Source organism: Planococcus sp. YIM B11945 (genome assembly GCF_050864155.1).
In the GTDB taxonomy this organism is placed as follows: Bacteria; Bacillota; Bacilli; order Bacillales_A; family Planococcaceae; genus Planococcus.
Genome location: NZ_JBOZWR010000005.1, coordinates 174,559 through 200,094, shown reverse-complemented (window position 1 = coordinate 200,094; position 25,536 = coordinate 174,559). Strand labels below are relative to the sequence as shown.

The window sequence follows — 25,536 nt, the reverse complement described above, 5'->3', positions numbered from 1 at the left end:
CTTATTTTTATAGCTGAATGATGGTACTCTCCGCCCTTATTTTCCGAACGAAGCTGGCATAACCACTGCCACTACTTCGCCAGTCGCGCAAAGCGTATCTTCTGCATACACTTCAACGGCAACTTTGAATTTCTTCGGATGGATTTCCTCCACTTTCCCAACCGCTTTCAACTCTACCCCTTGAGGCGTCGGTTTCATATAATCTACATGCAGAGAAGCCGTCACAAAACGCGGCGGTTCTTCCCCGCTTCCCGGTTCAAATCCATTTTTCCGGTGCAAAGCAAGTGATGCTGAACCCGTTCCATGGCAATCCACAAGAGAAGCAATTAAGCCGCCGTAAACGAATCCTGGAATAGCTGTGTGTGCTTGTTTCGGTTTATAGACAGTCAATGTTTCATCCCCGTGCCAGCCGGTGCGGAAATGATGGCCGTCAGGGTTTAACCGCCCACATCCGTAACACCAAGCAAAGGCTTCCGCGTATTCGTCTTGAATTGCCGTTATTATTTGTTCCGCCATGTTTATTCCCCATTTCAAAAATTTCTTTTTATCTTATCACATTAGTTTAATAATTCCGAATACCTTTGTTGCAAATAAAAAGCCGATTATGAAGGCCATTCCCTTCATAATCGGCTAAAAAATGGCAAGGAAAAAGCACGATCCTTTTCATCAGATCATGCTTTCCCTTTTGCTGCCTCCTCGCCCTGAGGAGGGTTCGCACGCGGAAAATTCAATTAAATTCCTTCTACAAACTGTTAACTTCTGACGAATATAAATCCCTCGTCCTTACAGTTGTTCACTTGCTCTGACTGCTGTCTTGCTACTCATGCATACTGCTTCACTTTTTGGTTCTTAGTGACTACATCTTTTCGCAGCCAGTTTATTCAATTGCACTTACACAAAAAACTTACGTCTTACTTTGAAACACTTTCATTTGAAACCACATGAAACGTTGTTCCCGACGAGAGTAATAATCGCCAGTAAAGCAAATTTTCCGCCAAGGCTGTGCAGTTCCTCGTCTGAAGGCGATTATAAACAATTAACTTTCAATCGTTTACTCGTTTCTTCCTACGGTAGTTCCGCCTTGTACTAATAATCTACCCGCCCCCTACGGTTTTAAACCTAAAAAAGAGAATTTTTATTAAATTTCAATTATTTTTTTTACTTTCTTCTGTTAGCACGCTATACTAATTATTGGTTCGAAATCCGTAATAAAAGGGGAGATAGTATGGCTAATAGCTTGCCATTGCGTTCAGAAGTAAGACAAGAAGATACATGGGATTTATCTACTTTGTTCCATTCAAAAGAAGAATTTTACCAAGCACTCTCTGTGCTGGAAAACGATACAGAAACGTTTCAAGCGCAATTCAAAGGAAGTTTGGCAGATTCGGCATCGGTCCTTTCTGCGTTAAAAGCCTATGCAGAACTTTATGAAAAAATCGTTCCTCTCAGTACATACGCGAGTTTATTATTTAGCACTGACCAAACCAATGACGAAGCGCAAATGCTTGCAAGCAAATACGGGGCTGTTTCTGCCAAAATCAGCAGCAAGTTGTCGTTCTTAAACAGCGAACTTCTTGCGTTGCCGGAAGAAACGTTGAAACAGGCCATGCAGGAATCTGAGGAATTCAGCAACTACCTTGAAAAATTAATCCGCCAAAAACAATACCAATTGCACCCGGAAGTCGAGAAAACCTTGGCTGCTTATTCTTCTACGTTTAATGCGCCATATGAACTTTACAACACGACCAAAATGGTGGATATGTCATTTGATGATTTTGAAGCCAATGGCGAGAAGCACCCGCTGAGCTATGTGTCGTTTGAAGGCGATTGGGAAGCGGAGCCGGATACGGAACTTCGCCGTTCGGCATTCGCTGCTTTTTCAAAAAAACTAAAAGACTATCAGCACACAACAGCCAAAACCTATGACATGCAGCTGCAAATGGAAAAAACGACGGCTGATTTGCGCGGCTATGACACCGTTTTTGATTTTTTGCTGTTCGATCAAGAAGTAGACCGTTCGCTTTACAATCGCCAAATTGATTTGATTACGAAAGAACTTGCACCGCATATGCGCAAATACGCGAAGTTGCTGCAAGAAGTGCACGGACTGGATAAAATGACGTTTGCCGATTTGAAAATTTCCTTGGACCCTTCTTACGAGCCCAAGATCACAGTAGAAGAATCCAAAAAATACATCGACGAGGCACTTGCCATCATGGGAGAAGATTATTTGGAGATGGTGGACCGTTCGTATTCGGAACGCTGGATCGACTTTGCCCAAAATACCGGAAAATCCACCGGGGCTTTTTGTTCTAGCCCATACGGCGACCATCCATATATTTTAATTTCATGGACCGGCCGCATGAACGAAGTGTTTGTCTTGGCGCATGAATTGGGCCACGCCGGCCATTTTTATAACGCCAACCGCGAACAAAACGTCTTTAATGCGCGCCCTTCTCTGTACTTTATCGAAGCGCCATCGACGATGAACGAAATGCTGGTGGCGAACCACTTGCTCTCGAATTCGGATGATCCGAAATTCAAGCGTTGGGTGATTTCATCCATCGTTGCCAGAACGTATTATCATAACTTTGTTACGCATTTGTTAGAGGCGGCTTACCAGCGCAAAGTGTACGAACGCATCGATGCGGGCCAAAGCGTCAACGCCGGCATTTTGAACGGCTTGAAACGCGGCGTGCTCGAAGAGTTCTGGGGAGACGCCGTGGAAATCACAGAAGGCGCCGAACTGACGTGGATGCGCCAGCCGCATTATTACATGGGCTTGTATCCATACACCTACAGCGCCGGGCTCACGGTCTCCACGCAAGTGTCTAAGCGGATTTTAAATGAAGGACAACCCGCTGTTGATGAGTGGCTAGAAGTCTTAAAAGCCGGCGGCACGAAATCGCCTGTTGAACTGGCTCAAATGGCCGGCGTCGACATCACGACCGAGCAGCCGTTGCGCGACACTATCGCTTATATCGGCGAAATGATCGACGAACTGGTCAGCTTGACAGAAGAAATCAAAGTGAAATAACCAAAAAGGAAGCTTTTCGCCGTTGCGAAAGCTTCCTTTTTTGATGGGCAGCGAACTATCGCCATCGTTTGTTCGGAGTTGCGCACGTTGGCAAGGGAATACGCACGCTCACGCGAAAATATGCACGCTTGGCGAATCTTGTGCACGCTCACACAAAAATGCGCACGCTCGGCAAATCTTATGCACGCTCACACAAAAATGCGCACGCTCGGTAAATCTTGTGCACGCTTAGAGAAACTTATGCACGCTTCCCTACTCGACAAAAATGGCCGGACAGTTCAACTGTCCGGCCATTTGTTAGTTCTTCTTAGCTTTCCAAAGCAGGAGTTGCTCGACAGCGATGGCTACCATCGTTCCGACAATCAATCCATTTGATAAAGTCGCTGACAAGACAGAAGGCAAATTGACCGTGCTTTCAGGCGGCACAAACATGAGGCCCACACCAATCATTAAGCCAAAAGCCGCAACTTTATAGGCACGCTTCTGATCGTCCGCTTCTGTTAATTCATTGAATGCCATTTCCACCATTTTGGTGAAAATCGCAAAGATGACCGCATAGGCGACAGGTGCCGGCAATGACGCGAGCAGCGCCATGACATCCGGGAACAAACTGATCGCTATGACCAATCCCCCGCCAATGATAAACGGTTTGATGGACGGAGATTTGGTGGCACTGACAAAGCCGGCCGCGCCTGAAATCGGCACTGGGCCGATCGATGAAAAGATACCTGCCAACAATTGGTTTAAACCGGATGCGACCGAAGCTTGCTTGATCCGGTCTTCCCGTGAAATGGAGAATTGGCTTTTTAACACAGATTCCATCACGCGCACCGAAGCCATCATATTTGCAATCAGCAAGATGGTAAGGAACAAGGCCGTCACAAACATGCCGCTATCCCAGATCAGTGGACCAAAGACAAACACTTTCGGCAATGAAAAGACAGAACCGCTGCCGAATTCCACGCCTGGCGCTTTATTTAATAAGAAGAAAACGAGCCAGCCGAACAAAATTGCGAACAGCACCGAATAGCGGTTGACCCAAGCTACTTTGTGGTTCATTAAATAAAATGTAGCCAACACGACGATGACGGCTCCCAGAACGATCATTCCGTCAATTGGGTCGCCGTCGGTCACTATGCCCAGCAACCCTTTTAAAATGGATTCGCTCAACTGAAGCACCAGCAGCAGCAAGTAAATGAACGTAATTGTCGGCGTGAACAGTTTTTTCATCTTATCGACGAGGCCGGTATAGGCAAAGAAAATAAATAACACACCGCTGTAAATAAGTCCGCTTTGCAGCGCTTGCAGCGAAGCTTCCATCGTTGGATACACCATGCCGATCAACCCGGCATAAACGATGAAGATCCCCCACCACAAACCTGCTGGCCCTTCATTGATTGGCATTTTATGGCCGATAAATGCTTGAATCAGGCAAGCCACACCTAGTACAAAAATGGTGCGCTGCACAAATAAAGTTGTATCTGCGGCATCCATTCCAAAAACACTCGCAATCGCAATTGGAGCTGCTATTGACGAAGCCAAAAGAAAAACAGCCCATTGAATTCCACCAAAAATATTCTTCATTTTTTCTATTCCTCAATTCCCTAATCAATTCTTTTTTATAGAAGCTGAACTAAGAAGTTTACTTATGCACTCCACTTTATCGCTAGCCCAAATTTAAAACAACTTACACAGTATACCCCATTTTTAGGCAAACAAAAAAGCCCTGACATGTCAGGACTCTTTTTTCTTGTCGCTATCTTTATCGTACGTTACTGTATATCCTTGTTCTTCTAATTGTTTAACTTCTTTTTTAGAAGCTCTTACCAATAGCCAGATGATCAGAAGGGACAAAATGAATATGACAACAACGGAAATAATGCCAGGAATGTATTCCGATTTGTCTTCTGGAAAGTATAAAAAATCCATTGTATGTTTTCCCGCCTTTATTAATCAAGTTTTTCTCATTATACATGATAACCGCAGCTGATTAAGAAAGGAACGTGAACGTTTAGTGGCAATCTCCCGCATCTGCCACTCGCTATTCGCCGTCGGAAACTACGGTAAATCGCTTGTTTCGATGTTTCGGATCTTCAATTTCATCCATTAAAGCGATCGCATAATCGCGGTAGCTGATGTAGCTTTCGCCTTTAGAATTGACAATAAAACCGTCCTCGCCAGTTTGGTAATAGCCAGTGCGTTTGCCTTCTGGATCAAAAAAAGCAGCGGGACTTAAAAACGTCCATTCGATGCCTTTCGATGCTTCCAAATCGGCTAAATTCTGTCCCTGGCTCAAACCAATCGCTTTGAACGCATCTGAAAAGTTGGGGGTATCGATCAATCGAGTGGTTTTTGCCTCATCCATAAACAAACTGCCGGCTCCGCCAACAACAATCATTCGCGTACTAGGAGCTTCTTTTAGCGCCTGAATCAAAGACCGCCCAGCTTCCACATGTTGCTCTGCATGTTCCACAGGCACGCCAAACGCGTTGACCACCACATCAAACTGTTTCAAATCATCAGAAGTGAGATTGAAAATATCTTTCTCTAACACCTTCACATCCAAACGATCCAGCTTTTGCGTATTTCGAATGATGGCTGTCACATCATGCCCTCTTACCATTGCTTCTTTCATGATTAAGCTTCCCGCTTTTCCAGTAGCACCGATAATTCCGACCTTCATGTTTGGTTCCCCCTAGCGTTTTACTTGTGAGTTAAGGCTGCTTTCAATACTTCATAAGAACGTTTCCGCTTTTCTTGGTCGTAAATATAAGAAACTGCCATTAATTCATCTATCTGTAATTCGCCAATTAATCTGCCGGCTTGTTCACTCAACGTCTCCCGGTCTCCTTTTAGCGTGTAGCGGGACATGCCGCGCACCATGTTCTCCTCATAGAAATTCCATTTGCCATCCATTGAATCGACCGGCGGCTGCAACAAGTTTTTCGTGCCGCGCACCACATTCAAATAAAACAGATCGCTTGAAGTGGAAAGCTGTTCCGCTTCTTCATTTGTATCGGCCCCAATGACATTGACGCAAACTATGACGTACGGTTCGGCTAGATAGTCGGACGGCTCAAATCCGCTTCGGTAAATACTTAACGCTTGTTCGAGCTGCTGCGGTGCAAAATGGGCGGCAAAGACATAAGGCAAGCCAAGCTTTGCTGCAAGCTGTGCACTTGAAGTGCTGGAACCCAGAATGTAGATGGGCACTTCTGTCCCAACACCGGGATAGGCGTGAACCATGCCTTGATGCTCAAGCGGCTTCAAATAATTCTGCAGTTCCACAACGTCTTGCGGAAAGACAAACGCCGTTTCTTGATTGGTTCTTCTGAGCGCGTGGGCAGTTTGCATATCAGTTCCCGGTGCACGTCCCAATCCTAAATCTACTCGTCCCGGATACATCGTTTCCAATGTACCAAATTGCTCCGCCACGACAAGCGGTGTATGGTTCGGCAGCATGACGCCGCCTGACCCTACGTTGATGGACTCGGTGTTATCCAATACTTTTGAAATCAAAATCGATGTCGCTGAACTGGCCAGCGTCGGCGAATTGTGGTGCTCCGACAGCCAAAAACGCTGATAGCCAATTTTTTCTACATGTTTTGCCAGCTCCACCATATCTTGCAATGCTTCTTTTGCTGTATGTCCCTCACGGACCGGAACCAAATCCAAAACGGATACCGGTACTCTTGATGTATCATTTTTCATCTTTTAACGCCCTTTCCTTAACCCTATGCCTTAAGGATAAAACGCACATATCTCGAACACAAACTATCTGCTCGCTTGTAAAGAAGCGCACCCACTACTCGGAGATTTTTTCCCAAGTGTTTATTTTGTCGTCTTCATCAAATTCGATAATGACATCCGTTACTCCTTCTACGCCTTCCTTAATTCGCTTTTCAATATAGTCCCGAACGTCATCCGCTTCCGCAATCGTCATTTTCGGATCGACTTCCAGTTTTAATTCAATATGAAAACTGTCGCCTTCTTTGATGACATCCAAATCTTGAATATCTTTGACTTTCGGATGCATCAGCACTTTAGCGCCGATTCTCGATTGCATTTTGACATCCGCGACGCCAAGGGCTCCAGCCGCATTATCTAAAAAGACTCGGCCCACGACCAAAATCAGCATGACCCCGATGATGATGGAAGCATATCCTGTTGCGCTATGAAACGGCGTATACGTAGAAACGACAATAGCGACAAGCGCTAAGACTGCCCCGCTAACCGCTACGTTGTCTTCTAAAAAGACAAGTTTTGTTGCCGGCTTCGCATCTTTTACATTTTTATAGCTTTCCAAAACAAAGCGCATTCCTTTTGTTTTTTCAGCCGGCAAGCGTTCGGTGATTTCTCTCATCGCTTTGTAAAGGACAGCAGCTTCTAACATTGCAGAAGCGCCGAGCACCCCAATATTCAGCCAAAACCAATCTTTTGAGTGCGTGGCATTCGAAATATGGTGGATTCCTTCAACGATGGTTTCATAGGCTAAGACGCCGACAATTAACACAGCTCCCAATAAAACCAGGTTTACCAATCGGCCAAATCCTCCTGGAAACCGCTGTGTCGGCGCTTTTTTGCTCAATGCCGACCCAATGAACACAAACAATTGATTGGCTGCATCGCCAAAGCTGTGCATCATTTCAGCAAACATTGCAACATTGCCCGTAATCAAATAAGCAATGGTTTTAATAATCGCGACAATCAAGTTCACGCAAGTTGCCCAAAAAGCAGATTTTGTCCCTTGTTTTAACAATCCAATAAACTCTTTCATCTTTCATTCGCCTCCTGGGACTTCATCCACTTTCTTCGTTATTTTATTTCTTCCCCATCTGCAGACGCTTCACACGCTGAATTTCAAAAAGCCGGCAATATAAAGAAGACCTGGAACTCCAGGTCTTCTCAACAAAGCATTAAATTGAATACGTCTTGCCGATTTCTGCGAAGGCTACATCGCCTTTATAGGTTTCTTTCGCGGCTTGCAAAATTTCTTCCAAGTTTCCGTACTGCGGCAAATGCGTCAACAATAATTTACCGGCATTTGCCCTTGCTGCCAACGTTCCGGCCTGGCTTCCGCTCATATGCCCTTCGATGATGCCGATGTATTTTTCGTATAGATTGGACTCTGCTACCAGCAAGTCGACCTCTTGAGAAAACTCAATCAATTTTTCTTGCCAAGAAGTATCGGCTGTAAAGACAACGCTTTTGCCGTTTGCTGAAAACTTCATAGCAAGGCAATAAACCGGATGGATCGTTTCGCAAAACGACACTTCCCACGGGCCGATTTGCACCGGCTGATCGACGTTTAAAGCTCTTCCTTCCGTTACGCCTTTAAACGTTAATTTTCCGAACGCTTCCTTATCCCGATTATGGGCATAGATAGGAACGAGCGTCTCCCATTCTTTCAGTTGCATGCCGATCATCGCCGCATGCTGAAAAACGCCTATATCCGCAATATGGTCTGCATGATAATGGCTAATAGCTATGGCATCAATCTCCCGCAGTTCGGTATAGTTTTGCACAGCCGATACGACGCCGCTGCCACAATCAAACAAGCAGCGGAAACCGTCTTGTTCAAGTAAAAAAGAAGAAGTGGCTTCGTTTTTATTCGGAAAAGCTCCCCAGATTCCAACCGGTGTAATGTTCATGAAATTCGCTCCTTCGCTTTTTTGTTTTCTCCAGTATAGCGGATGTTGTCGTTTGCCGGTTGTTTAACCTGCCACTCCAAGGGTATTTAACACGTATAACGACATTTAAATTGGAGGGATTACTTTGACAGTCAAATTCACCGTCGAAAACGCAGTGCAAGCACGAGAAGAAATTGAAAAATTAGTAGCCCAAGGATTTACACACGATGATATTTACATTTTTGCACATGACAAACGCCGGGAAGCGGACATCACCGAGGCATTGGATACTGAAAGCGTCGGCATGAAAGAACAAGGTTTTCTAGATAGCCTAAAAAACATGACCACGTCTCGCGGAGATGAGCTTCGTTCGAAAATGGCCGCAGCCGGATTATCTGATCAAGAAGCGGAAGAATACGAAGAAGAACTCGATAAAGGCAAACTAGTGATTATTGCAAGCAAAATCGAGTAAACCAAATCAAGAGTCAACACCTCACTTTTATAGTGAGGTGTTTTTCTAACCTCCCTTATTAAGCAGAATTGTTATTCTGTTTTTAACGCCACTAGACAATTCATTGTAATTTATCTAGGAAAATCGTTGTGTTTCTAATCACCGTCTATCTCCTCATTGTATATAAACCTGATTTTTGTTATCCTCAAATAAGAATTATTTTAAAATTTCATTAATTTCAAGCTAGCGGAACGAGCATCAAGGGGGAAAAGGATGAAAAACAGCATCAAAATGGGGAGTGCCTTTATCGGCATCATTGTAGGAGCAGGATTTGCTTCCGGGCAAGAAATTCTGCAGTATTTCACAAGTTTCGGGGCAATGGGCATTGCCGCTGCAATCTTGGCAACGGTATTATTCACGTATTTAGGAATGAATTTAACGCTTCTTGGAAGCCGTATGCAAACAACATCCCATAAAGAAGTTGTCTATGGAATTAGCGGCAAAGTAGTTGGACGGATTGTTGACTACATAATCATCTTTACATTGTTCGGAGTAGGTGTGGTCATGATTGCAGGAGCCGGTTCTTTGGTGTCGCAGCAATTCGGCCTGCCTTCTATTATCGGAAGCACATTGATGACGGTTCTGGTCATCATCACCATTATGTTGAATGTCGAAAAAGTCATTGCCATTATCGGCAGCATTACGCCGTTTCTTGTGTTGATGGTTATCGTATTGGCTGTTTACAGCATAGTTTCTATGGATGGATCGTTTGCATCTCTCGATTCCATCGCAAAAGAGCAAGCATCCGCTTTGCCAAACTGGTTTATCTCTGCCATCAATTACGTGTCGTTTAATATCGCGGTTGGCGCTTCGATGGCGATTGTCATGGGCGGCACTGAGAAAGATGAGAAAGTGGCAGCCCGCGGCGGCTTAATTGGTGGATTGGGACTTGGAATTCTCATCATTTTAAGCCATTTGGCGATTTTCTCAAGAGTGGACGTGGTCGGCAGCGCGGAAATGCCGATGCTGCAAATTGCTAATGACATCTCGCCCCTTCTCGGCATTTTCATGTCCGTTATATTGTTCGGTATGATTTTCAATACGGCCGTCAGCATGGTCTTTGCGTTTGCCGCCCGCTTTTACACGTTCGGCACCGCCAAATTCCGGATATTCGTTATCCTCACTGGAATAATTTCCTACGTATTAAGCTTTGTTGGATTTACGAAACTTGTCAGCATGTTCTACCCGGTTGTCGGCTATCTTGGATTGTTCCTTGTCGGAGCGATCATTGTCGCGGCTTTCCGGTATAAAGGGAAAGACGCAAAAGTCCCGTTGCCATCAAACAATCCTTCATAAAAAAATCAAGCCGTCAAAGCATGCTATTCCGCTTTGGCGGCTTTTCATGTTAAGGTTTTATTACGGAAAACGAAAGGAGCACTGGCCAATGGAGTCGTTTGTTAAAACCGCTCAGCAACAAGAAATGCTGAATCAAATCAATCAGTTGAAATCGGTGTTTCAGGAACGCGAACCGGAACTGGATGCTTTGGGTTCATTTCCTTTTCGCAATATAGAAGATCTGAAAAATATCCATTACCATACGTTAACGTTGCCGAAAGATTTTGGCGGTCAAGGATTCGGCTTGTACGAATACATACTGGCCCAAGAAGCCATCTCAGAAGGTTCTGGTGCGACGGGGTTGTCGATTGGCTGGCACACAGGCATTGTGTTGGAATATGCCGAAAACCGCCACTGGCATTCCCATTCTGCTGACTGGCTGATGGAAAAAATAAAAAATGGCGCTTTGATCAACACAGCAGCCACTGAAAATAACGCAGGAAGCCCGGCACGCGGCGCTTTACCAAGAACGACGGCGGTATTGGACGGCGATGAATGGATTGTTAACGGAGAAAAGACGTATACGTCGATGGCACCCGTGCTCGACTATACTTTTGTCACAGCGACAACTGCCGATGAGCAAGTAATCACAGTGATCATTCCGCGTGAAGCTACAGGCGTGTCAATCGATGAAACGTGGGATATGCTGGCGATGAGAGGGACGGCGAGCCACACGCTCGTTTTAAATAATGTCCGCATCCCTTCATCCTATGTTTTAAAGCCAATGAAAGCACAAGCGATTGGAAAAGGCTGGCTGCTTCATATTCCGGCTTGCTACATCGGCATCGCTGCGGCTGCTCGCACGTACGCGATCGATTTCGCTGTCGGCTACGAACCCGCTTCCCTCGGCAAACCGATTGCGGAAACACCGAACATCCGGCAGTTGATCGGTGAAATGGAACTCGAACTTTCTACGGCTCGCCACTTTCTGTATGGCACTGTTGAGCGGTACGAGCGTGCTGAAGACAAGGCCGCTATGGACGAAGCGCTTCATGTGACCAAAATAGCGGTCACGAACGCCGCCCTCGGCATCGTCGACAAAGCAATGAAAATTGTCGGGTCGCGTGCTTTGTCCGAATCCAATCCAATGCACCGCCATTACATGAATGTCCGGGCCGGACTTTACAATCCACCGATGGAAGATATGGTGAAATCCCAGATGGCCGGAAAAGCGATCGCATCTTTTCGCCAAACTCAAAATTGAAAGGGGGAAAAATCGATGAATACCACCGTGTGGATCGACGATCGAGAAATTAGCGCTTTGAATTTCCTGGAAGAAACTATACTGGATGGCGGCAAGTCAAAAAAGAAAATCGCTTTTGATTTCAAAGTCACAAGCGAAGAATATCATGACGTTGCCGTCTTGCTTTATAAAATGGAATTCCGCATCCGTGTGCCGGAAAAAGAATTGGACTTTCCTGCATCCATCTCCAACTACTCCACTTCAATTACGAACCTTTACGAAGAAAACCAAGTGGCTGATTATAAGTTGGAATTAATTGAAAAAGCATAAAAAATCCCGTGCCTTTAAAATAAGGCACGGGATTTTCAGGCTGTCGAGAAAGGTGGAGCAGCCTTCTCATTCCGCTTTAGGCGGACGCGTTCCGCGGGCGAGCGCCGAGCCGCTTCGTCGCTTCGCTCCTGTCTCTGCATCGCTACGCTAGCTTCGAGACATAAAAGAGCGTTGCAGGGTCTCGTCTGTCTCGCTTTCCCGCTGGAAAAACCGTTGCTCCTGCATCGCTTCGCTGCTTCGTCGCAAACAAATTGGTCGAACTACTTTCGCCCAACTTGCTCGCCGCCTTCCGCTTCATTCGAAGAGAGTGGGTTACTCGAAGTAGTTCCGGAAATAGAAAATAAAGAAGAGCTCACACGCCTTAGTTTCCTTACTTGTAGCGGAATTTTTATTGAGAAGTGATTCACTTAAGCTATGGAGCAAACCAGCGGAGAAAACCGTACTGCTCCTGCAGTGCTGCGCACTTCGTCGCAAAGACATCGACCGAACTACCTTCGGTCAATGTCTTGCCTGCGGGACAGCGAAGTGCCGAAATCCACTCGGGCGCGAGCTCGCGGCAATAAACCCTTGTGCTCCTGCGCAAGCTCGTCGCGAAGCTATTGACCAAACTTCCTTTGGCCAATAGCTTCGCAGCTGGTTTGCGGAATAGCCAATACAAAAGAATACTTTCTACCAGTTGAAAAGAGTTTTTCAGTTTCGTTTGAATCGGCTTCCGGAGCGTTTGGCTCTTAGGCGTTTTCTTAAGCTGCTTGCATATGCTGATTTTTCTTCAGTGGTTTTTTCATCAAGCAAAATGGAGACCACTGTTTCATTTTCTATCGTGATTGAAAACCATGCGTGCACATGGCTGCCTTCCGGCAATTGAGAGACGGGCACGCTGATTTCTTGGCCATGCTCTTCCATTACAATCACTGCATGAGCCCCGTCTTCGATTCGGTCAAGCATCCCTTTCATCTCAATTACCCCCTACGCAAGCCAGCCCTTGCTGCTTGATTGCCTTCAGCTTCCCTTTTCCAATTCCTTTAATGTCCAACAGGTCATCAATCGTTTTAAACGGCCGCTCTTTCATAATGTCTTCGGCAAAAGCCGGTCCAATGCCCTCGATTTCCTGCAGTTCAGCTGAAGAAGCTTTGTTCAAATCAAGGCAGCGATTTTTCCCTTCAACTGCCGTTCCTTGACGTTCCGGCGACACGCTGTAGGTTTTTCCGTCCGTTTCAACAATAATGGTTCCATTGACGTCGGTTCCGAAAACATTTGCTCCGGCGTTTTCTGCAGCAGCTATCACTTCTGCATGAGGATGCCCATAAGAATTGTCAGCCCCAGCGCTGTAGATGGCCACTTCGGGCGATACTGCTTTTAAGAATGCATTGCTTGTTGATGTATTAGAACCGTGATGGCCTAAATGCAAAATATCTGCATCCAACTTCATGCCGCTGTCGATCATATTTTGTTCTTCTTTGATGCCCGAATCTCCCGTAAAAACAAAACGAACATCGCCATAAGTTAGCCGAAACGAAATGGACTCTTCGTTTGCTTTTCCTGTCGCTTCTTCAGGATAAAGCACTTCAATTTCAAGCTCCCCTAAATCGAATGTTTCGCCTGTTCGCGGTTCGTAATAATCAGTTCCGGTAGAATCAATGGCTTTAAGCGTACGAATAAACGTATCTGAACTGCTTTCATTGCCTGGCATCCACACTTCCCCAACGTCAAAGTTCTCTACAACATCCGCCAATTGTCCGATATGGTCCGAATCAGGATGCGTGCCAACTGCGATGTCAATTTTTTCGATGTTCTGTTCTTTTAAATAATCAATAACCGCCGTCGAATTCCAGTCGCCTGCATCGATCAGCATCGTATAGCCGTCCAGTTCAAGCAAAGTTGAATCCGCTTGGCCCACGTCAATAAAATGCACCTTTAAACCAGCTGCTTGGTTTTTTGCTTCCTTTTGTTTTTGCGGCTCACTGTTTGTTGTCAGAACACATCCCGCAAGGAGCAAAACCACCAATAGGCTCACTAACAGTTGTAGTTTTTTCACCAGAACTCACCCTCATTCCATAGTGAGTTTACCACAATCCCTTTTCCGCTTAAACCATGAGACAGACAAAGAGGCTGCCTTGGAATTCCTGGGCAGCCCCTTCGGTTGAACCTATTAAGACGACATATATCCTCCGCCATTTACGTGCAAAAACTGGCCTGTCATATAGGAATTTTGAGGATCAGCTAAAAAAACAAAGGCTTTGGCCAGCTCATAAGGCTGCCCGGGGCGGCCTTGCGGCACATCTTCCCCAAAATCTTCTGCTACGTCCGGATTAAGGTCTTCGAATGTTTTCGTGATTAAGGGCGTCCAAATGGGTCCTGGGGCGATGCCGTTAACCGCAATATACTTATCGACCAAATTTTTTGCCAATGAACGGGTCAATGAAACAATCGCGCCATTCGCTCCTGCATAATCAATCAATTCCGAATGGCCTTGATACGCATTGACAGAAGCCGTATTGATGATGCGAGATCCGTTTTTCAAATGAGGGAGAGCGGCCCGGGTGATGTAGACCATGGCAAACACTTTGATTTGGAAGGTTTTCAGCAATTGTTCATCCCCAATGTCGAGCAGCGATGTTTGGGGATATTGAAATCCAGCATTGTTAACAATGATATCAAGTTGGCCAAATTCATCCAGTGCAAACTGCACGAGTTTTTCGCAGTTCTCAGAAAGGCTTAAGTCGGCATCCAGCGCTCTCGCTTCTCCCCCATATTTCTTTATGATGTCGATGGTTTCATCGGCTGATTTTTTATCATCCAAATAACCGATCACCACTTTTGCCCCTTCTTTGGCATAAGCGATGGAAACGGCGCGCCCAATGCCGCTGCTGCCTCCCGTTACAAGCGCCACTTTGCCTTTGAGGACGCCGCTTTCTTTGTAATCTTCCAAGTCGGTGTTATTGAATGATTTATCCACGCTGCCTTCACCCTTTCACCTTGTATTCCTCACCAAAAACTTTTTGAAGATGCCACACTTCTTCTGCATATTGTTCAATGGTGCGGTCGCTCGAAAAGATTCCAGATTCTGCAATATTCCGAACCGCCATTTCCTGCCATTTTGATTGATTGGCATAAGCCGCGAGAACTTTTTCATGGGCTTCTGCGTAGCTGTGAAAATCTTTTAAGACAAAATACGGATCATTTAAATCTACCAATTGCTTACGAATATAATCGATGTTTTCCACGCCAGCAGACAATTCGCCTCGCAGCAAGCGGTCCACAAGCCGGTTCAGCTCCGCACTTTGTTCGAGTTCTTCGTATGCTTGATAGGTTTTTTGTTTTTCAAGCAGCATGATTTGCGAAGCATGCTGGCCGAAAATAAAGGCATTCTCTTTTCCCACATGCTCGACAATTTCCACATTAGCGCCGTCAAGCGTCCCTACCGTTATCGCACCATTCATCATAAATTTCATATTTCCTGTTCCGGAGGCTTCTTTGGAAGCTGTAGAGATTTGTTCGCTGACATCCGCTGCCGGAAACATTTTCTCGCCGTGGCTGACGTTGTAATTTTCTGCGAAGACAACGTGGATGTGGCGCTTCGCTACAGCGTCGCTGTTGATTTTTGCCGCCACTGAATGAATCAACTTGATCACTTGTTTGGCAAATTCATAGCCGGGTGCCGCTTTTCCGCCGAAGAAAAACGTCCGGGGATGCGGCCGGTAGGTGCTGTCTTCTTTCATGCGGTCATAAAGCGATTGGACATGAAGGATGTTCATCAATTGCCGTTTATAGCCATGAAACCGTTTAATATGGATATCGAAAATAGAATCCGGGTCAATTGGGCTTTCCCACATGCTAGACACGTGGCGAATCAGCTGGTTTTTCTTCATTTGTTTTACTGCCCTCAATGCTTCATGAAAAGAACGGTCGAGCACGAATTTATTCAAATCGTTTAAAAGAATCGGTTTTGTCTGCCATTCTTCGCCGATGGATTCGTTGATCAACGCCGTCAGTTCTGGATTGGCTTTGATCAGCCAGCGGCGATGGCTGATGCCGTTGGTTTTGTTGTGGAACTTCTCCGGAAACTGCTGATACAGCTCTTTCATCTCCCGGTTTTTCAAAATGTCGGTGTGCAGCTGGGCGACGCCATTGACTTTATAGCTGCCGACGACAGCAAGCGCCGCCATTTTCACCACACCATCGTCGATAATTGACATTTTTTTAAACGCCTCTTCTTTGATAGCCCCTTGCTTCAGCTGCGCTTTGAAACGGCGGTCGATTTCCTGAATGATTTCGTATACCCGTGGAACAAGCGCAGCCAGTAAATGGCTGTCCCATTTTTCCATTGCTTCCCCTAAAATCGTGTGGTTCGTATACGAAATGGTGCGAGTGGTGATGTTCCATGCTTCCTCCCATTCAAGCTCTTCCTCGTCCATTAAAAGACGCATCAATTCAGGGATCGCGATTGCCGGATGAGTATCGTTAATTTGGATGGCTACTCGGCTTGGCAATTGGCGGACCGAAAAATCCCGGCCTTTTACAATACTTTGAAGAGAAGCACTGCAGAGAAAATATTGCTGCTTCAAGCGCAAAAGTTTTCCTGCAACTAAAGCATCGTTGGGATAAAGCCGATCTGATATTGCAGCGGTCTCAACCGCGTATTCTTCAAAATCCCTAAAGGCTGGCAGCGGGCGTTCGGAAACTTCCGCTTGCCACAAACGCAAGGTATTTACCGTATTGCCCATTTCCCCTGCAATTGGCATGTCATAAGGAACGGCCTTGACCCATTCAATATCTGCAGGGTTATACTGCACTCCTCCATAAAAAGGCACTTCCACTGCCATATCTTCTCGACGCACGTCCCAATTTGCATTTTCCATGATCCATTCCGTAGGGTATTCCGCTTGGAAGCCGTTTTCGATGCGCTGGGTAAACAACCCGCCTTTATACCGAATGCCATATCCATGTCCCGGGAAGTGCAAAGCGGCGAGCGAGTCCAGAAAGCAAGCTGCAAGCCGGCCGAGTCCGCCATTGCCAAGCCCCGGTTCCGGCTCCTGCTCTTCTAACTCTTCCAACAAAATCCCAAGTTCTTGGAGCCCTTCTTTGACGATGCCGTAAATCGAATAACTATGGAGATTTTGCCCAAACAGCCGGCCGATCAAAAATTCGATCGAGAAATAATATAATTGCTTTGCTTCAGACTGCTTGTACAGTTCTGCTGTACGAAGCCAATCTTCTTCTATCATTTCTTTCAACATCGCTCCAATTACTGTATATGCCTGCTGCAGGCTTTCCCCTTCTTCTGCTTGCGGCAACCGTTTTATGAATTCTTGTTTGAATTCCTCTTTCGAATAAAACATGCTTGGTCCTCACCCTCTAACTAACCTCTCGTATTCTTTTGCATATTCTTTCGCTGAATGTGCCCAAGAATAGTCGCCAGTCATGCCATTTTGCTTAATTGCTCCCCAGTGTTCCGTTTTTTGATACAGCGCCAATGCTCGCTGCAATGCTGCGATAAATGATTCACCTTGGGCAAAATCACTTAAAAAACCGGTTCCTGCACGGCGGTTCTCGTCGTATTCTTCGATTGTGTCTTTCAAGCCACCTGTTTTATTTGCTACCGGGACCGTTCCATAGCGCAGGGATATCAGCTGGCTTAATCCACATGGCTCAAAATGGGAAGGCATGAGGAAAATATCAGCACCAGCATATAATAAATGCGCCAATGCTTCATCAAAACCAAGGTAAATGGCGACTTTTTCCGGATAGTTAATGGCAAGATCCCGGAAAAACTGCTCGTTTTTTTCTTCCCCCGATCCCAATAAAACAAATTGCAGTTCTTCTTTTTCGAGAACGTCCGGCAATGTTTCCATCAACACATCGATTCCTTTTTGGCTGGAAAGCCGGGAAACCATCGTCAGCATGGGGATATCGCCGCGTTCAGGCAGTTCAAATTTTTCTTGTATCGCCCGCTTATTCGCGGCTTTTTCTTCTATGCTCGTGTGGTCGTATTCCCGCTCAATCAGTAAGTCCGTCGCTGGATTATAGGCAGCCGTGTCAATGCCATTTAAAATGCCTATCAAATCCGCCTGCTTTTCCTGCAGCAAAGGATGCAGCTTTTCCCCATACTGTTCCGTCAAAATTTCATCCCGGTAAGTAGGGCTGACCGTCGTCACTCGATCAGCATACAAAATTCCCGTCTTCAGCATATTGAATTTTCCGTTCCACTCAACTGTGCCTTCGTCAAAATATCGTTCATCCATTTCAAAACTTGATAAAAACATTTCCCGCGAATACGGTCCTTGGTATTGCAGATTGTGAATGGTCACCATCGTTTTCAAGTTTTCACTCAAGGTCTGGTACTGCGGATCTTCCCGCACCAAGAACGGCAGCATTGCCGCATGCCAGTCATGGACATGCAAAATATCCGGGGCTAACTCCAGCTTTTGCATAATGGCTAAAACCGCTCGGCTAAAAAACGCATAGCGTTCGGCATCATCTGTGTGCCAATAAACCCGGTCGCGGTTGTAATATCCGTCATTGCCCAAAAAGAAATAACGAACGCCGTCCAGTTGGTATTCAAAAATGCTGCATGTTTTCGTTTCGTGCTTAAAGAAAATCTCAACTTCCCCAATCAATTCAAAATCTTCTTCGTATTTTTCAGGAATAAGACTGTATTTTGGCAGCATGACAGCCACTTCATGGCCCAATTTCACCAATTCTTTCGGCAGCGCTCCGATAACATCAGCCAATCCGCCCACTTTCACAAACGGAGCGCACTCCACAGCAGCCATCACAATTTTCATCCTACATCCTCCTTCAGTAAACGTTCGCCTTTGCGCAGCACAATTGGCTGCTCTTTCGTGCCGTGAAGGACTACGCCCGCTTCGATATGGACGTTTTTATCTGCAATGACATAGGACAAGTCACAGCCTTCTCCGATGACACATTTTTGCATGATGATGCAATGGTCTAGTTTTGCGTGCTGCTTAACGACTACTGCACGGCCGATAATGCTCTCCGTGACAGTGCCTTCAATTGTCCCGCCATTGGCAAGCAAGGCTCTTTTGACCAACGAGCCTTTTAAATAACGGGTCGGCGGTTCATCCTTTACTTTTGTGTAAATTGGACATTCGTGAAGAAACAGCTCGTTCCATTTATCTACATTTAATAAGTTCATCGATTCATTAAAATAACTTTCAATCGAATCAATAACAGCAAAATAACCTTCGTATACATATTGCCCGTATGTATACGGTTTCTTTTTCAAAGTGACAATGTCTTCAACGCTGATGATTCGTTTTTCTTTGTAAACTTCCATCAGATCCATCAATAAATCTTTAGACATGATATAACTTTTCAACGGCATGCCCTCTCTGCTGACGGCTTCCGTAATATCAACACCCGATTCAATATGGGCATCTAACATTTCATGGTATTTAATCTGCGAGATGGTATAACAATTCGTAATTACCACGTATTTCCGTCTGCTTTTTTCAAAAAACGTTTTATGCTCTTCTAATATAGAAAAAGCGCCAACACTCAAATGACCGCCTTCGGGTTTAGAGGGCGGCAAGAGAAATAAACCGTCTTTTCTCCGGTCCATATCCCAGCTCTTGCCCATTCCGACATGGTCCAGCAAAGAGATAAAAGGATTCGTTGGAAAAATGCCGACTGAATTAATATTTGAATTCACGATATTGGATAAAGTAAAATCAATCAGCCGGTATCGCCCTGCGAATGGAACAGAGGCGGTGGAACGATACATTGTTAAATCTTCTAATCCAGGCACTCTTATTGCAGCATCAACGATCGCCATTAAGCGCATTGGCTTCACTTCCTTTCCATGTTTCAATCAGTTCTTCGGTAAGCAAAATGATTTCGCCTTCTTTATCGCCCATTTCGAATCCTTCCGGAATGCGGAGGGAAGGCGGGACAATTACTCTCGTTAATTTCACATCGCTTCCGATCACAACACCGCTCATGACAACACACTCTTGAACCAATGCCCCTTCTTTCACTTGCACATCCTGGAACACTACCGATTTTGTTACTTCCCCTTCTATCACACAGCCTTCATTGATAAAAGATTCCTGGACATAGCCCGTTTCTGTGATAACTTGCGGTGGAAGCTGTGGGTTGGAAGAAAAAATACGCCAAGCCGGATCATGCAAGTTCAAGCCGGAATTCGGGTTCAACAAGTCCATATTTGCTTCCCATAAGCTCTCAACTGTTCCAACATCTTTCCAATAGCCTTTGTACGGATAAGCAACCATTTTTTCGCCTCGGCTCAGCATGAGCGGAATGATGTCATGTCCAAAGTCATGAGAAGAATCTTCGTTCTCGTTATCCAGCAATAAATATTCTTTTAGCTTTTGCCATTTGAAAATATACACGCCCATTGAGGCCAAATTGCTTTTCGCTTCTTTTGGTTTTTCAACAAATTCCGTAACTTGCATGTTTTCGTCGGTGTTCATAATGCCAAATCGATGTGTTTCTTCCCACGGCACTTCAATAACCGAAATGGTGGCATCTGCTTCTTGCTCTTTATGGAAGTCCAGCATCATGCCATAATCCATTTTGTATATATGGTCACCTGACAAAATGATGACGTATTCAGGATCTTGTTCCATTAAGTAGTTGATGTTTTGATAAATGGCATTGGCGGTTCCGTCGTACCATCTAATGCCGCCCATCGCCGCATATGGCGTCAGCATCGTGACTCCTCCGCTGCGACGGTCCAAATCCCAAGGCGTGCCCAGCCCGATATAATTATGCAACACGTGCGGCTGATACTGCGTCAACACGCCGACCGTATGAATTTCCGAATTCATGCAGTTTGACAAAGGGAAATCGATAATGCGGTATTTTCCTCCAAATGGAATGGCCGGTTTTGCAATATTGTACGTCAACGATTTTAAGCGGCTTCCTTGCCCTCCCGCTAACAGCATCGCAACTATTTCAGTTTTCATCCAACTTCACTCCCCTATCAGTTTTCTTCCAAATACTCATTGTAAAAGCAGGCAAATCGATGCAGATTGAATGGTCTTGATTATGGAGCGGCGCTTTTTCTGCTTCGACATCCTTTTTTTCTCCGCTGCCGGAGCCGCCGTAAATGGCCGCATCCGTCGAAAACACTTCCGTGTAATGCCCCCCCGACGGCACCCCCAATTCAAATTGTTCGTAGCGGTGCTCCGAAAAATTACAGACGACAATGCATTCGCTTCCGGGCGACCTCCCCCTTCGGACAAACGACGCGGCGCTTTGTTCGCGGTTGTCTGCATCCAGCCAAAAAAATCCGTGGCGGTCATCGTCCAGTTCATAGAATGCTTTTTCCTGTTTGTAAAAAGCCATCAACTCTTTTGTAAACAACGCCATTTGGCGATGGGCTTTAAAATCAAACAAGTGCCAATCGAGCTGTGGCTTGAATTCCCATTCATCAAAATGGCCAAATTCCTGTCCCATGAACAATAACTTTTTTCCCGGGTGGGCAATCCAAAAGCCTAGAAGCAATCGCAGTTGATGGAACTTTTCCTCATAAGTCCCCGGCAGCTTATTCAATAACGATCCCTGGCCATGAACAAATTCATCGTGTGAAAAAGTAGATATAAACCGGTCATCGTACTGGTAAAACAGCGAAAAATTAATGTTTTCATGAACTTCAGATCGTTCGGACGGTGCTGTTTTCATATACGCCTGCACATCATTCATCCAGCCAAAATTCCATTTGTAATGAAATCCGATACCGCCTTCTTCAACTTCTTTCGTCACCCCTGGATAATGCCAAGCATCTTCTGCAATTAAAACGGCATCCGGATGATGCTTCCGCAAATTCGTTGTGAGAGTTTGGAGAAACGCAACACCGTCTTCGTTTGGCGGCCGTTCGGGATCGTTCGGCACAAAAAGCAAATTGACCAAAGCGTCCATCCGGAAGCCATCAAATTTAAATTCATTCAACCAATAATGGCCGCTTGATAAAAGAAAACTGGCCACTTCCCCTTTTCGTACGTCAAAGTTTAATGTGCCCCAATCCGGGTTTTCCCTTCGTTCCGGCCTCGCCTCTTCGTATAAAGGCTGGCCATTAAACAAAGCTAACGCGTGTAAATCTTTACAGAAATGGCCAGGCACCCAATCCAAAAACAAGCCGATTCCATTTTCCCGGCATTTTTGAATAAAAAACTTCAAGTCATCTGCTGAACCGTACCTGCTTGTCGGCGCAAAATAACCGGTGGTTTGATAGCCCCATGATTCATCCAATGGATGTTCTGTAATGGGCAGCACTTCAATATGGGTGAATCCTTGCCTTTTCACATACGGAATTAATTCCTCGGCTAATTCCCTATAGTTAAAAAAATGGCCGTTCTTTGACCTTTTCCAAGTGCCGATGTGCAGCTCGTAAATAGCCATGGACTCTTCAAAATGATGCTTATGATTCTGTTTTTCTGGCGTGTGCATTTCTTCAGGCCAACGATGCTGGGATTTCGCCACAATTACCGACCGATATTGCGGCCTTATTTCAAAAGCCCGCGCAAAAGGATCTATTTTTTTGACGGTCTCCATTTGGGCAGTTACAATCTCATATTCATAGAGAAAGCCTGCCAAGTTTTTGGGGACGGCTGCATGCCAAATGCTCGCATCGTATGGATGGGCAGCAAGCAAAAATTTTTCTTCTATTGAATTATGGGGATCGGTACAGATGACAGTGACAGTTTTTACATCTGGAAGCCAAACCGTAAATACAGTTTCTCCACCGTGGACATGCGAACCAAAATATTCATAAGCATCCATCATCTGACCCCGATGAAAGTCTTGCAATTTCTGCTCTGTCAACATCATTGTCATGCTTGCCAATTTTCCACCTCCAAAAGAACCGGTACGTCCTCGAAAAGAACCGGTACGTCCTCGTCTTTTATTACCATTAATTCTACATTCCTCCTATAAATCCCTTGAAAATTTACGAAATATTTAAATAACGTTAAACAAATTTACTATTCTTTCGTGCAAATAATGTGCTGTTCGAAATGTATACACATATTTCAAAGGCTAGCCACTTGTTTGGCAGCGTGATTTCTACTACGCTTATGATGAATATGCCTAAAACGAAAGGACGAGGAAGCTTGAAGAAAAACGTTTTGCTTTTTTCGCTTTTATTTTTCAGCCTGCTCCTTTCAGGATGTGGACAAGAAATTAAAGATCCGCTTAATTGGAAGATAGAAGACTTCACATTCACCAACCAAGAAAACGAACAAGTGGGCTTGGCTGATTTAAAAGGCGAAGTATGGCTGGCTGACTTTGTTTTTACCAATTGCACAACTGTTTGCTTGCCGATGATGTCCAATATGACCGACCTTCAGGGGCAGTTAGAAAAAGAAGGGCTCGATGTTAAAATCGTTTCCTTTACTGCAGACCCTGCTTTTGATAAACCGGAAGTATTAAAATCCTATGCTGAAAATTACGGTGCGGATTTGTCCAGCTGGCATTTGCTGACGGGCTATTCATCCGAAACGATCGACCAATTTGCCATCAAAAATTTTCAAACCATTGCGCGGAAGCCTGAAGGCCAGGACCAAGCGATGCACGGCACGTCATTTTTTCTCGTCGATAAAAACGGTGTGGTAAAAAAATATTACGACGGGCTTCGGCCGCCAGTTGAAGACATCATCTCAGACGCTAAAATTTTGGCTGCGGAGGAATAACGGATGAGGAAAAACAAGATTGGGATTTGGGCAGCGCTATTAATCGCCGCCGTTTTGCTTGTTCTCTTTTTCATGCCTCGCGACAATGAGCCATCGCCAAGCACGCGTGTGGTTATGGACCATTCGGTTCGAACGTACATTGCGCCTTCCTGCTTCCAAGAAGCCGACGCTACAAATTTTTTGGAAGATGGCACCTTGCAAATAGCACGAGATCTTGACTATGCGCCCCATTCGGAATGCACCGAAAAAGCATTCAAAGGGAACCGTGACAGCATGTTTGTCAATTTGTTGAAAGAGCTTGGCATTATGGAAAAAGAATCAAAGGATTGGTAACAAAGAAAAGCGAAGGCGGCTGTCCAGCCCCGACAAGCAATCGATGGACCAAAGGATTTGGGCCATCGATTTGCGACGAAGCACATAGTGCTGCAGGAGCAGCAGTTTCGACTAATTTGCTATGGTAACCAAGACCGAAGCGACTCGAGGGGCTAGCCGCCGGAGTCTGGACAATAAGAAAAGCGAAGGCGATCGTTAAGGTCCGACAGGCATAAGACGGCTTGTCGAAGCGGCGGGTTTTGCCGCATAGCCGAGATGGCTTATTAATAGAGGCTAGACATATGAAAAGCAGACAGAGATTGTTTCTCTGCCTGCTTTTTTCTTTTCTCTTACGCTACAATTCTGTAACAGTTTGCTCTTTATTTCGCGGTAAAATTAGGTTGAATCCCGCTCATCGACTATAATAAAAAGTACGAGCTGCACATAGTGCACGGAATGATATTGATAAAAATTCCTTACCGTTTGTTAGTTCAATTTTTGATTGAACTGATATAGATTGAAGAGCATGTGAAAAGTATAGGAGGAAAAGAAGTGGGTTTAACTAGAAACTTTTTTATTGCTTTGTCTAAAAACCAAGTATTGAACAATGGCGCAAAAAAGTGGGGATTAAAATTAGGAGCCGGCAAAGTTGTGGCTGGAACGGATATCGAGAGCATGATGAAATCGGTGAAAGAACTGAATCTTAACGGAATCAGCGCAACCATCGATAACCTCGGTGAATTCGTCTACACGAAAGAAGAAGCTCTTCAAGCCAAAACCAATATTTTGAATACATTGGAAGCTATTCAACTGCATGCCGTAGTTGCTCATATGTCGATTAAATTGACGCAAGTTGGTTTGGACGTCGACTATAAATTCTGTTTAGCCAACATGAGAGAAATTGTCGCTTTGGCATCTTCTTATGATATATTCATTAACATTGACATGGAAGATTACGCCCATCTTCAACAAACGCTGGATCTTCTCGAAGAACTGCGGAAGGATTACGACAATGTCGGCACCGTCATCCAGTCCTATCTTTACCGCTCTGAAAAAGACTTGGACCGCTTGAAAGATGTTCGTTTGCGATTGGTCAAAGGCGCTTATAAAGAAAACGAAGAAGTTTCTTTGCAGGACAAGCAGGAAATTGATTTGAATTACATCAAATTAATCAAGCTTCGTCTGTTGCAGCCGGCTTTCACTTCCATTGCTACACACGACCACCACGTCATCAATGAAGTGAAGAAATTTGTGAAAGAACACAACATACCGTTTAGCCGTTTTGAATTCCAAATGCTTTATGGATTCCGTTCCGAAATGCAAAAAGAGTTGGCGAAAGAAGGATATGCTTTCACCACTTACGTTCCTTTCGGGCAGGACTGGTACGGCTATTACATGAGACGCTTGGCGGAACGCCCGCAAAACATCAATTTGGTGCTGAAAAGCATGGTCTCAAAATAACGATTTTTAAGCCGCTTCTCTGAATTTGAGAAGCGGCTTTTCTATGTTTCAAACTATAAAAA

General features: G+C 45.1%; 24 protein-coding genes. 9 read left to right on the top strand and 15 right to left on the bottom strand.

Annotated features, from left to right (window positions below):
* Positions 1 to 36 precede the first annotated feature (36 nt).
* On the bottom strand, positions 37 to 516 hold the full coding sequence (locus ACRRQV_RS12365) for a PaaI family thioesterase (protein WP_432531254.1): 480 nt from the start codon (positions 514 to 516) through the stop codon (positions 37 to 39).
* A 709-nt stretch (positions 517 to 1,225) separates the two neighbouring features.
* Between ACRRQV_RS12365 and pepF the strand changes: the two genes are divergently transcribed.
* Entirely contained in the window at positions 1,226 to 3,037 is a 1,812-nt protein-coding gene (gene pepF / locus ACRRQV_RS12360) for an oligoendopeptidase F (RefSeq protein ID WP_432531252.1), read from the top strand.
* 297 nt (positions 3,038 to 3,334) lie between these two features.
* Here the strand turns inward: pepF and ACRRQV_RS12355 are convergent, their stop codons facing one another.
* From ACRRQV_RS12355 to ACRRQV_RS12330, 6 genes are all read right to left on the bottom strand, one after another.
* A complete protein-coding gene (locus ACRRQV_RS12355) occupies positions 3,335 to 4,621 on the bottom strand; it encodes a purine/pyrimidine permease (RefSeq protein WP_432531250.1) in 1,287 nt (428 codons plus the stop codon).
* Between the two features lie 150 nt (positions 4,622 to 4,771).
* Positions 4,772 to 4,966 (bottom strand): hypothetical protein, encoded by a 195-nt coding sequence (locus tag ACRRQV_RS12350; protein ID WP_432531248.1) that lies wholly within the window; start codon positions 4,964 to 4,966, stop codon positions 4,772 to 4,774.
* Positions 4,967 to 5,078: 112 nt separating this feature from the next.
* Positions 5,079 to 5,720, bottom strand: a complete 642-nt coding sequence (locus tag ACRRQV_RS12345) for an NAD(P)-dependent oxidoreductase (RefSeq protein ID WP_432531246.1) — start codon at positions 5,718 to 5,720, stop codon at positions 5,079 to 5,081.
* 20 nt (positions 5,721 to 5,740) lie between these two features.
* The gene (locus ACRRQV_RS12340) at positions 5,741 to 6,748 is read right to left on the bottom strand and encodes an LLM class flavin-dependent oxidoreductase (protein WP_432531244.1); all 1,008 of its coding nucleotides are present in this window, start codon (positions 6,746 to 6,748) and stop codon (positions 5,741 to 5,743) included.
* 94 nt (positions 6,749 to 6,842) lie between these two features.
* Positions 6,843 to 7,814 carry a cation diffusion facilitator family transporter gene (locus ACRRQV_RS12335; protein WP_432531242.1) on the bottom strand — a complete coding sequence of 324 codons (972 nt, stop codon included), beginning with the start codon at positions 7,812 to 7,814 and terminating at the stop codon, positions 6,843 to 6,845.
* Positions 7,815 to 7,953: 139 nt separating this feature from the next.
* Positions 7,954 to 8,688 (bottom strand): MBL fold metallo-hydrolase, encoded by a 735-nt coding sequence (locus ACRRQV_RS12330; RefSeq protein ID WP_432531240.1) that lies wholly within the window; start codon positions 8,686 to 8,688, stop codon positions 7,954 to 7,956.
* A 124-nt stretch (positions 8,689 to 8,812) separates the two neighbouring features.
* Here ACRRQV_RS12330 and ACRRQV_RS12325 point away from each other — a divergent pair, with 124 nt between their 5' ends.
* From ACRRQV_RS12325 to ACRRQV_RS12310, 4 genes are all read left to right on the top strand, one after another.
* A complete protein-coding gene (locus ACRRQV_RS12325; RefSeq protein WP_432531238.1) occupies positions 8,813 to 9,139 on the top strand; it encodes a general stress protein in 327 nt (108 codons plus the stop codon).
* Between the two features lie 252 nt (positions 9,140 to 9,391).
* The gene (locus ACRRQV_RS12320) at positions 9,392 to 10,474 is read left to right on the top strand and encodes a YkvI family membrane protein (protein ID WP_432531236.1); all 1,083 of its coding nucleotides are present in this window, start codon (positions 9,392 to 9,394) and stop codon (positions 10,472 to 10,474) included.
* Between the two features lie 88 nt (positions 10,475 to 10,562).
* Positions 10,563 to 11,717, top strand: coding sequence for an acyl-CoA dehydrogenase family protein (locus tag ACRRQV_RS12315; protein WP_432531234.1), 1,155 nt, complete (start codon positions 10,563 to 10,565; stop codon positions 11,715 to 11,717).
* Positions 11,718 to 11,732: 15 nt separating this feature from the next.
* On the top strand, positions 11,733 to 12,026 hold the full coding sequence (locus tag ACRRQV_RS12310) for a DUF3219 family protein (RefSeq protein WP_432531232.1): 294 nt from the start codon (positions 11,733 to 11,735) through the stop codon (positions 12,024 to 12,026).
* Between the two features lie 690 nt (positions 12,027 to 12,716).
* Here the strand turns inward: ACRRQV_RS12310 and ACRRQV_RS12305 are convergent.
* The 8 genes from ACRRQV_RS12305 to glgB all read right to left on the bottom strand — a co-directional run bounded on the left by ACRRQV_RS12305 (position 12,717) and on the right by glgB (position 22,847).
* Positions 12,717 to 12,980, bottom strand: coding sequence for a DUF3006 domain-containing protein (locus tag ACRRQV_RS12305; protein WP_432531230.1), 264 nt, complete (start codon positions 12,978 to 12,980; stop codon positions 12,717 to 12,719).
* Position 12,981: 1 nt separating this feature from the next.
* Positions 12,982 to 14,061: an MBL fold metallo-hydrolase gene (locus ACRRQV_RS12300; RefSeq protein ID WP_432531228.1), complete on the bottom strand. Its 1,080-nt coding sequence runs from the start codon at positions 14,059 to 14,061 to the stop codon at positions 12,982 to 12,984.
* Between the two features lie 114 nt (positions 14,062 to 14,175).
* Positions 14,176 to 14,982: an SDR family oxidoreductase gene (locus tag ACRRQV_RS12295; RefSeq protein WP_432531226.1), complete on the bottom strand. Its 807-nt coding sequence runs from the start codon at positions 14,980 to 14,982 to the stop codon at positions 14,176 to 14,178.
* Positions 14,983 to 14,989: 7 nt separating this feature from the next.
* Positions 14,990 to 17,365, bottom strand: a complete 2,376-nt coding sequence (locus tag ACRRQV_RS12290) for a glycogen/starch/alpha-glucan phosphorylase (protein WP_432531224.1) — start codon at positions 17,363 to 17,365, stop codon at positions 14,990 to 14,992.
* 9 nt (positions 17,366 to 17,374) lie between these two features.
* Positions 17,375 to 18,811 (bottom strand): glycogen synthase GlgA, encoded by a 1,437-nt coding sequence (gene glgA / locus ACRRQV_RS12285; RefSeq protein WP_432531222.1) that lies wholly within the window; start codon positions 18,809 to 18,811, stop codon positions 17,375 to 17,377.
* Entirely contained in the window at positions 18,808 to 19,860 is a 1,053-nt protein-coding gene (locus tag ACRRQV_RS12280; protein ID WP_432531219.1) for a sugar phosphate nucleotidyltransferase, read from the bottom strand. The genes glgA and ACRRQV_RS12280 overlap by 4 nt, the downstream gene beginning before the upstream one ends.
* Entirely contained in the window at positions 19,811 to 20,977 is a 1,167-nt protein-coding gene (locus tag ACRRQV_RS12275; RefSeq protein WP_432531217.1) for a glucose-1-phosphate adenylyltransferase, read from the bottom strand. Before ACRRQV_RS12275 ends, ACRRQV_RS12280 begins: the two co-directional genes overlap by 50 nt.
* Positions 20,967 to 22,847, bottom strand: a complete 1,881-nt coding sequence (gene glgB / locus ACRRQV_RS12270) for a 1,4-alpha-glucan branching protein GlgB (RefSeq protein ID WP_432531331.1) — start codon at positions 22,845 to 22,847, stop codon at positions 20,967 to 20,969. The genes ACRRQV_RS12275 and glgB overlap by 11 nt, the downstream gene beginning before the upstream one ends.
* Before the next feature lie 239 nt (positions 22,848 to 23,086).
* Between glgB and ACRRQV_RS12265 the strand changes: the two genes are divergently transcribed.
* The 4 genes from ACRRQV_RS12265 to ACRRQV_RS12250 all read left to right on the top strand — a co-directional run bounded on the left by ACRRQV_RS12265 (position 23,087) and on the right by ACRRQV_RS12250 (position 25,474).
* Positions 23,087 to 23,701 (top strand): SCO family protein, encoded by a 615-nt coding sequence (locus ACRRQV_RS12265; RefSeq protein ID WP_432531329.1) that lies wholly within the window; start codon positions 23,087 to 23,089, stop codon positions 23,699 to 23,701.
* Between the two features lie 3 nt (positions 23,702 to 23,704).
* On the top strand, positions 23,705 to 24,034 hold the full coding sequence (locus tag ACRRQV_RS12260) for a hypothetical protein (protein WP_432531215.1): 330 nt from the start codon (positions 23,705 to 23,707) through the stop codon (positions 24,032 to 24,034).
* Positions 24,028 to 24,162 carry a hypothetical protein gene (locus ACRRQV_RS12255; protein WP_432531213.1) on the top strand — a complete coding sequence of 45 codons (135 nt, stop codon included), beginning with the start codon at positions 24,028 to 24,030 and terminating at the stop codon, positions 24,160 to 24,162. The genes ACRRQV_RS12260 and ACRRQV_RS12255 overlap by 7 nt, the downstream gene beginning before the upstream one ends.
* A 403-nt stretch (positions 24,163 to 24,565) precedes the next feature.
* Positions 24,566 to 25,474: a proline dehydrogenase family protein gene (locus ACRRQV_RS12250; protein ID WP_432531211.1), complete on the top strand. Its 909-nt coding sequence runs from the start codon at positions 24,566 to 24,568 to the stop codon at positions 25,472 to 25,474.
* Positions 25,475 to 25,536: the final 62 nt, after the last annotated feature.

What these genes read in the sequence shown, in the direction of transcription:
- ACRRQV_RS12365 (WP_432531254.1), bottom strand. Translation starts at nt 516, where the DNA reads ATGGCGGAACAAATAATAACGGCAATTCAAGACGAATACGCGGAAGCC.
- pepF (WP_432531252.1), top strand. Translation starts at nt 1,226, where the DNA reads ATGGCTAATAGCTTGCCATTGCGTTCAGAAGTAAGACAAGAAGATACA.
- ACRRQV_RS12355 (WP_432531250.1), bottom strand. Translation starts at nt 4,621, where the DNA reads ATGAAGAATATTTTTGGTGGAATTCAATGGGCTGTTTTTCTTTTGGCT.
- ACRRQV_RS12350 (WP_432531248.1), bottom strand. Translation starts at nt 4,966, where the DNA reads ATGGATTTTTTATACTTTCCAGAAGACAAATCGGAATACATTCCTGGC.
- ACRRQV_RS12345 (WP_432531246.1), bottom strand. Translation starts at nt 5,720, where the DNA reads ATGAAGGTCGGAATTATCGGTGCTACTGGAAAAGCGGGAAGCTTAATC.
- ACRRQV_RS12340 (WP_432531244.1), bottom strand. Translation starts at nt 6,748, where the DNA reads ATGAAAAATGATACATCAAGAGTACCGGTATCCGTTTTGGATTTGGTT.
- ACRRQV_RS12335 (WP_432531242.1), bottom strand. Translation starts at nt 7,814, where the DNA reads ATGAAAGAGTTTATTGGATTGTTAAAACAAGGGACAAAATCTGCTTTT.
- ACRRQV_RS12330 (WP_432531240.1), bottom strand. Translation starts at nt 8,688, where the DNA reads ATGAACATTACACCGGTTGGAATCTGGGGAGCTTTTCCGAATAAAAAC.
- ACRRQV_RS12320 (WP_432531236.1), top strand. Translation starts at nt 9,392, where the DNA reads ATGAAAAACAGCATCAAAATGGGGAGTGCCTTTATCGGCATCATTGTA.
- ACRRQV_RS12315 (WP_432531234.1), top strand. Translation starts at nt 10,563, where the DNA reads ATGGAGTCGTTTGTTAAAACCGCTCAGCAACAAGAAATGCTGAATCAA.
- ACRRQV_RS12310 (WP_432531232.1), top strand. Translation starts at nt 11,733, where the DNA reads ATGAATACCACCGTGTGGATCGACGATCGAGAAATTAGCGCTTTGAAT.
- ACRRQV_RS12305 (WP_432531230.1), bottom strand. Translation starts at nt 12,980, where the DNA reads ATGAAAGGGATGCTTGACCGAATCGAAGACGGGGCTCATGCAGTGATT.
- ACRRQV_RS12290 (WP_432531224.1), bottom strand. Translation starts at nt 17,365, where the DNA reads ATGTTTTATTCGAAAGAGGAATTCAAACAAGAATTCATAAAACGGTTG.
- glgA (WP_432531222.1), bottom strand. Translation starts at nt 18,811, where the DNA reads ATGAAAATTGTGATGGCTGCTGTGGAGTGCGCTCCGTTTGTGAAAGTG.
- ACRRQV_RS12275 (WP_432531217.1), bottom strand. Translation starts at nt 20,977, where the DNA reads ATGAAAACTGAAATAGTTGCGATGCTGTTAGCGGGAGGGCAAGGAAGC.
- glgB (WP_432531331.1), bottom strand. Translation starts at nt 22,847, where the DNA reads ATGACAATGATGTTGACAGAGCAGAAATTGCAAGACTTTCATCGGGGT.
- ACRRQV_RS12265 (WP_432531329.1), top strand. Translation starts at nt 23,087, where the DNA reads ATGATGAATATGCCTAAAACGAAAGGACGAGGAAGCTTGAAGAAAAAC.
- ACRRQV_RS12260 (WP_432531215.1), top strand. Translation starts at nt 23,705, where the DNA reads ATGAGGAAAAACAAGATTGGGATTTGGGCAGCGCTATTAATCGCCGCC.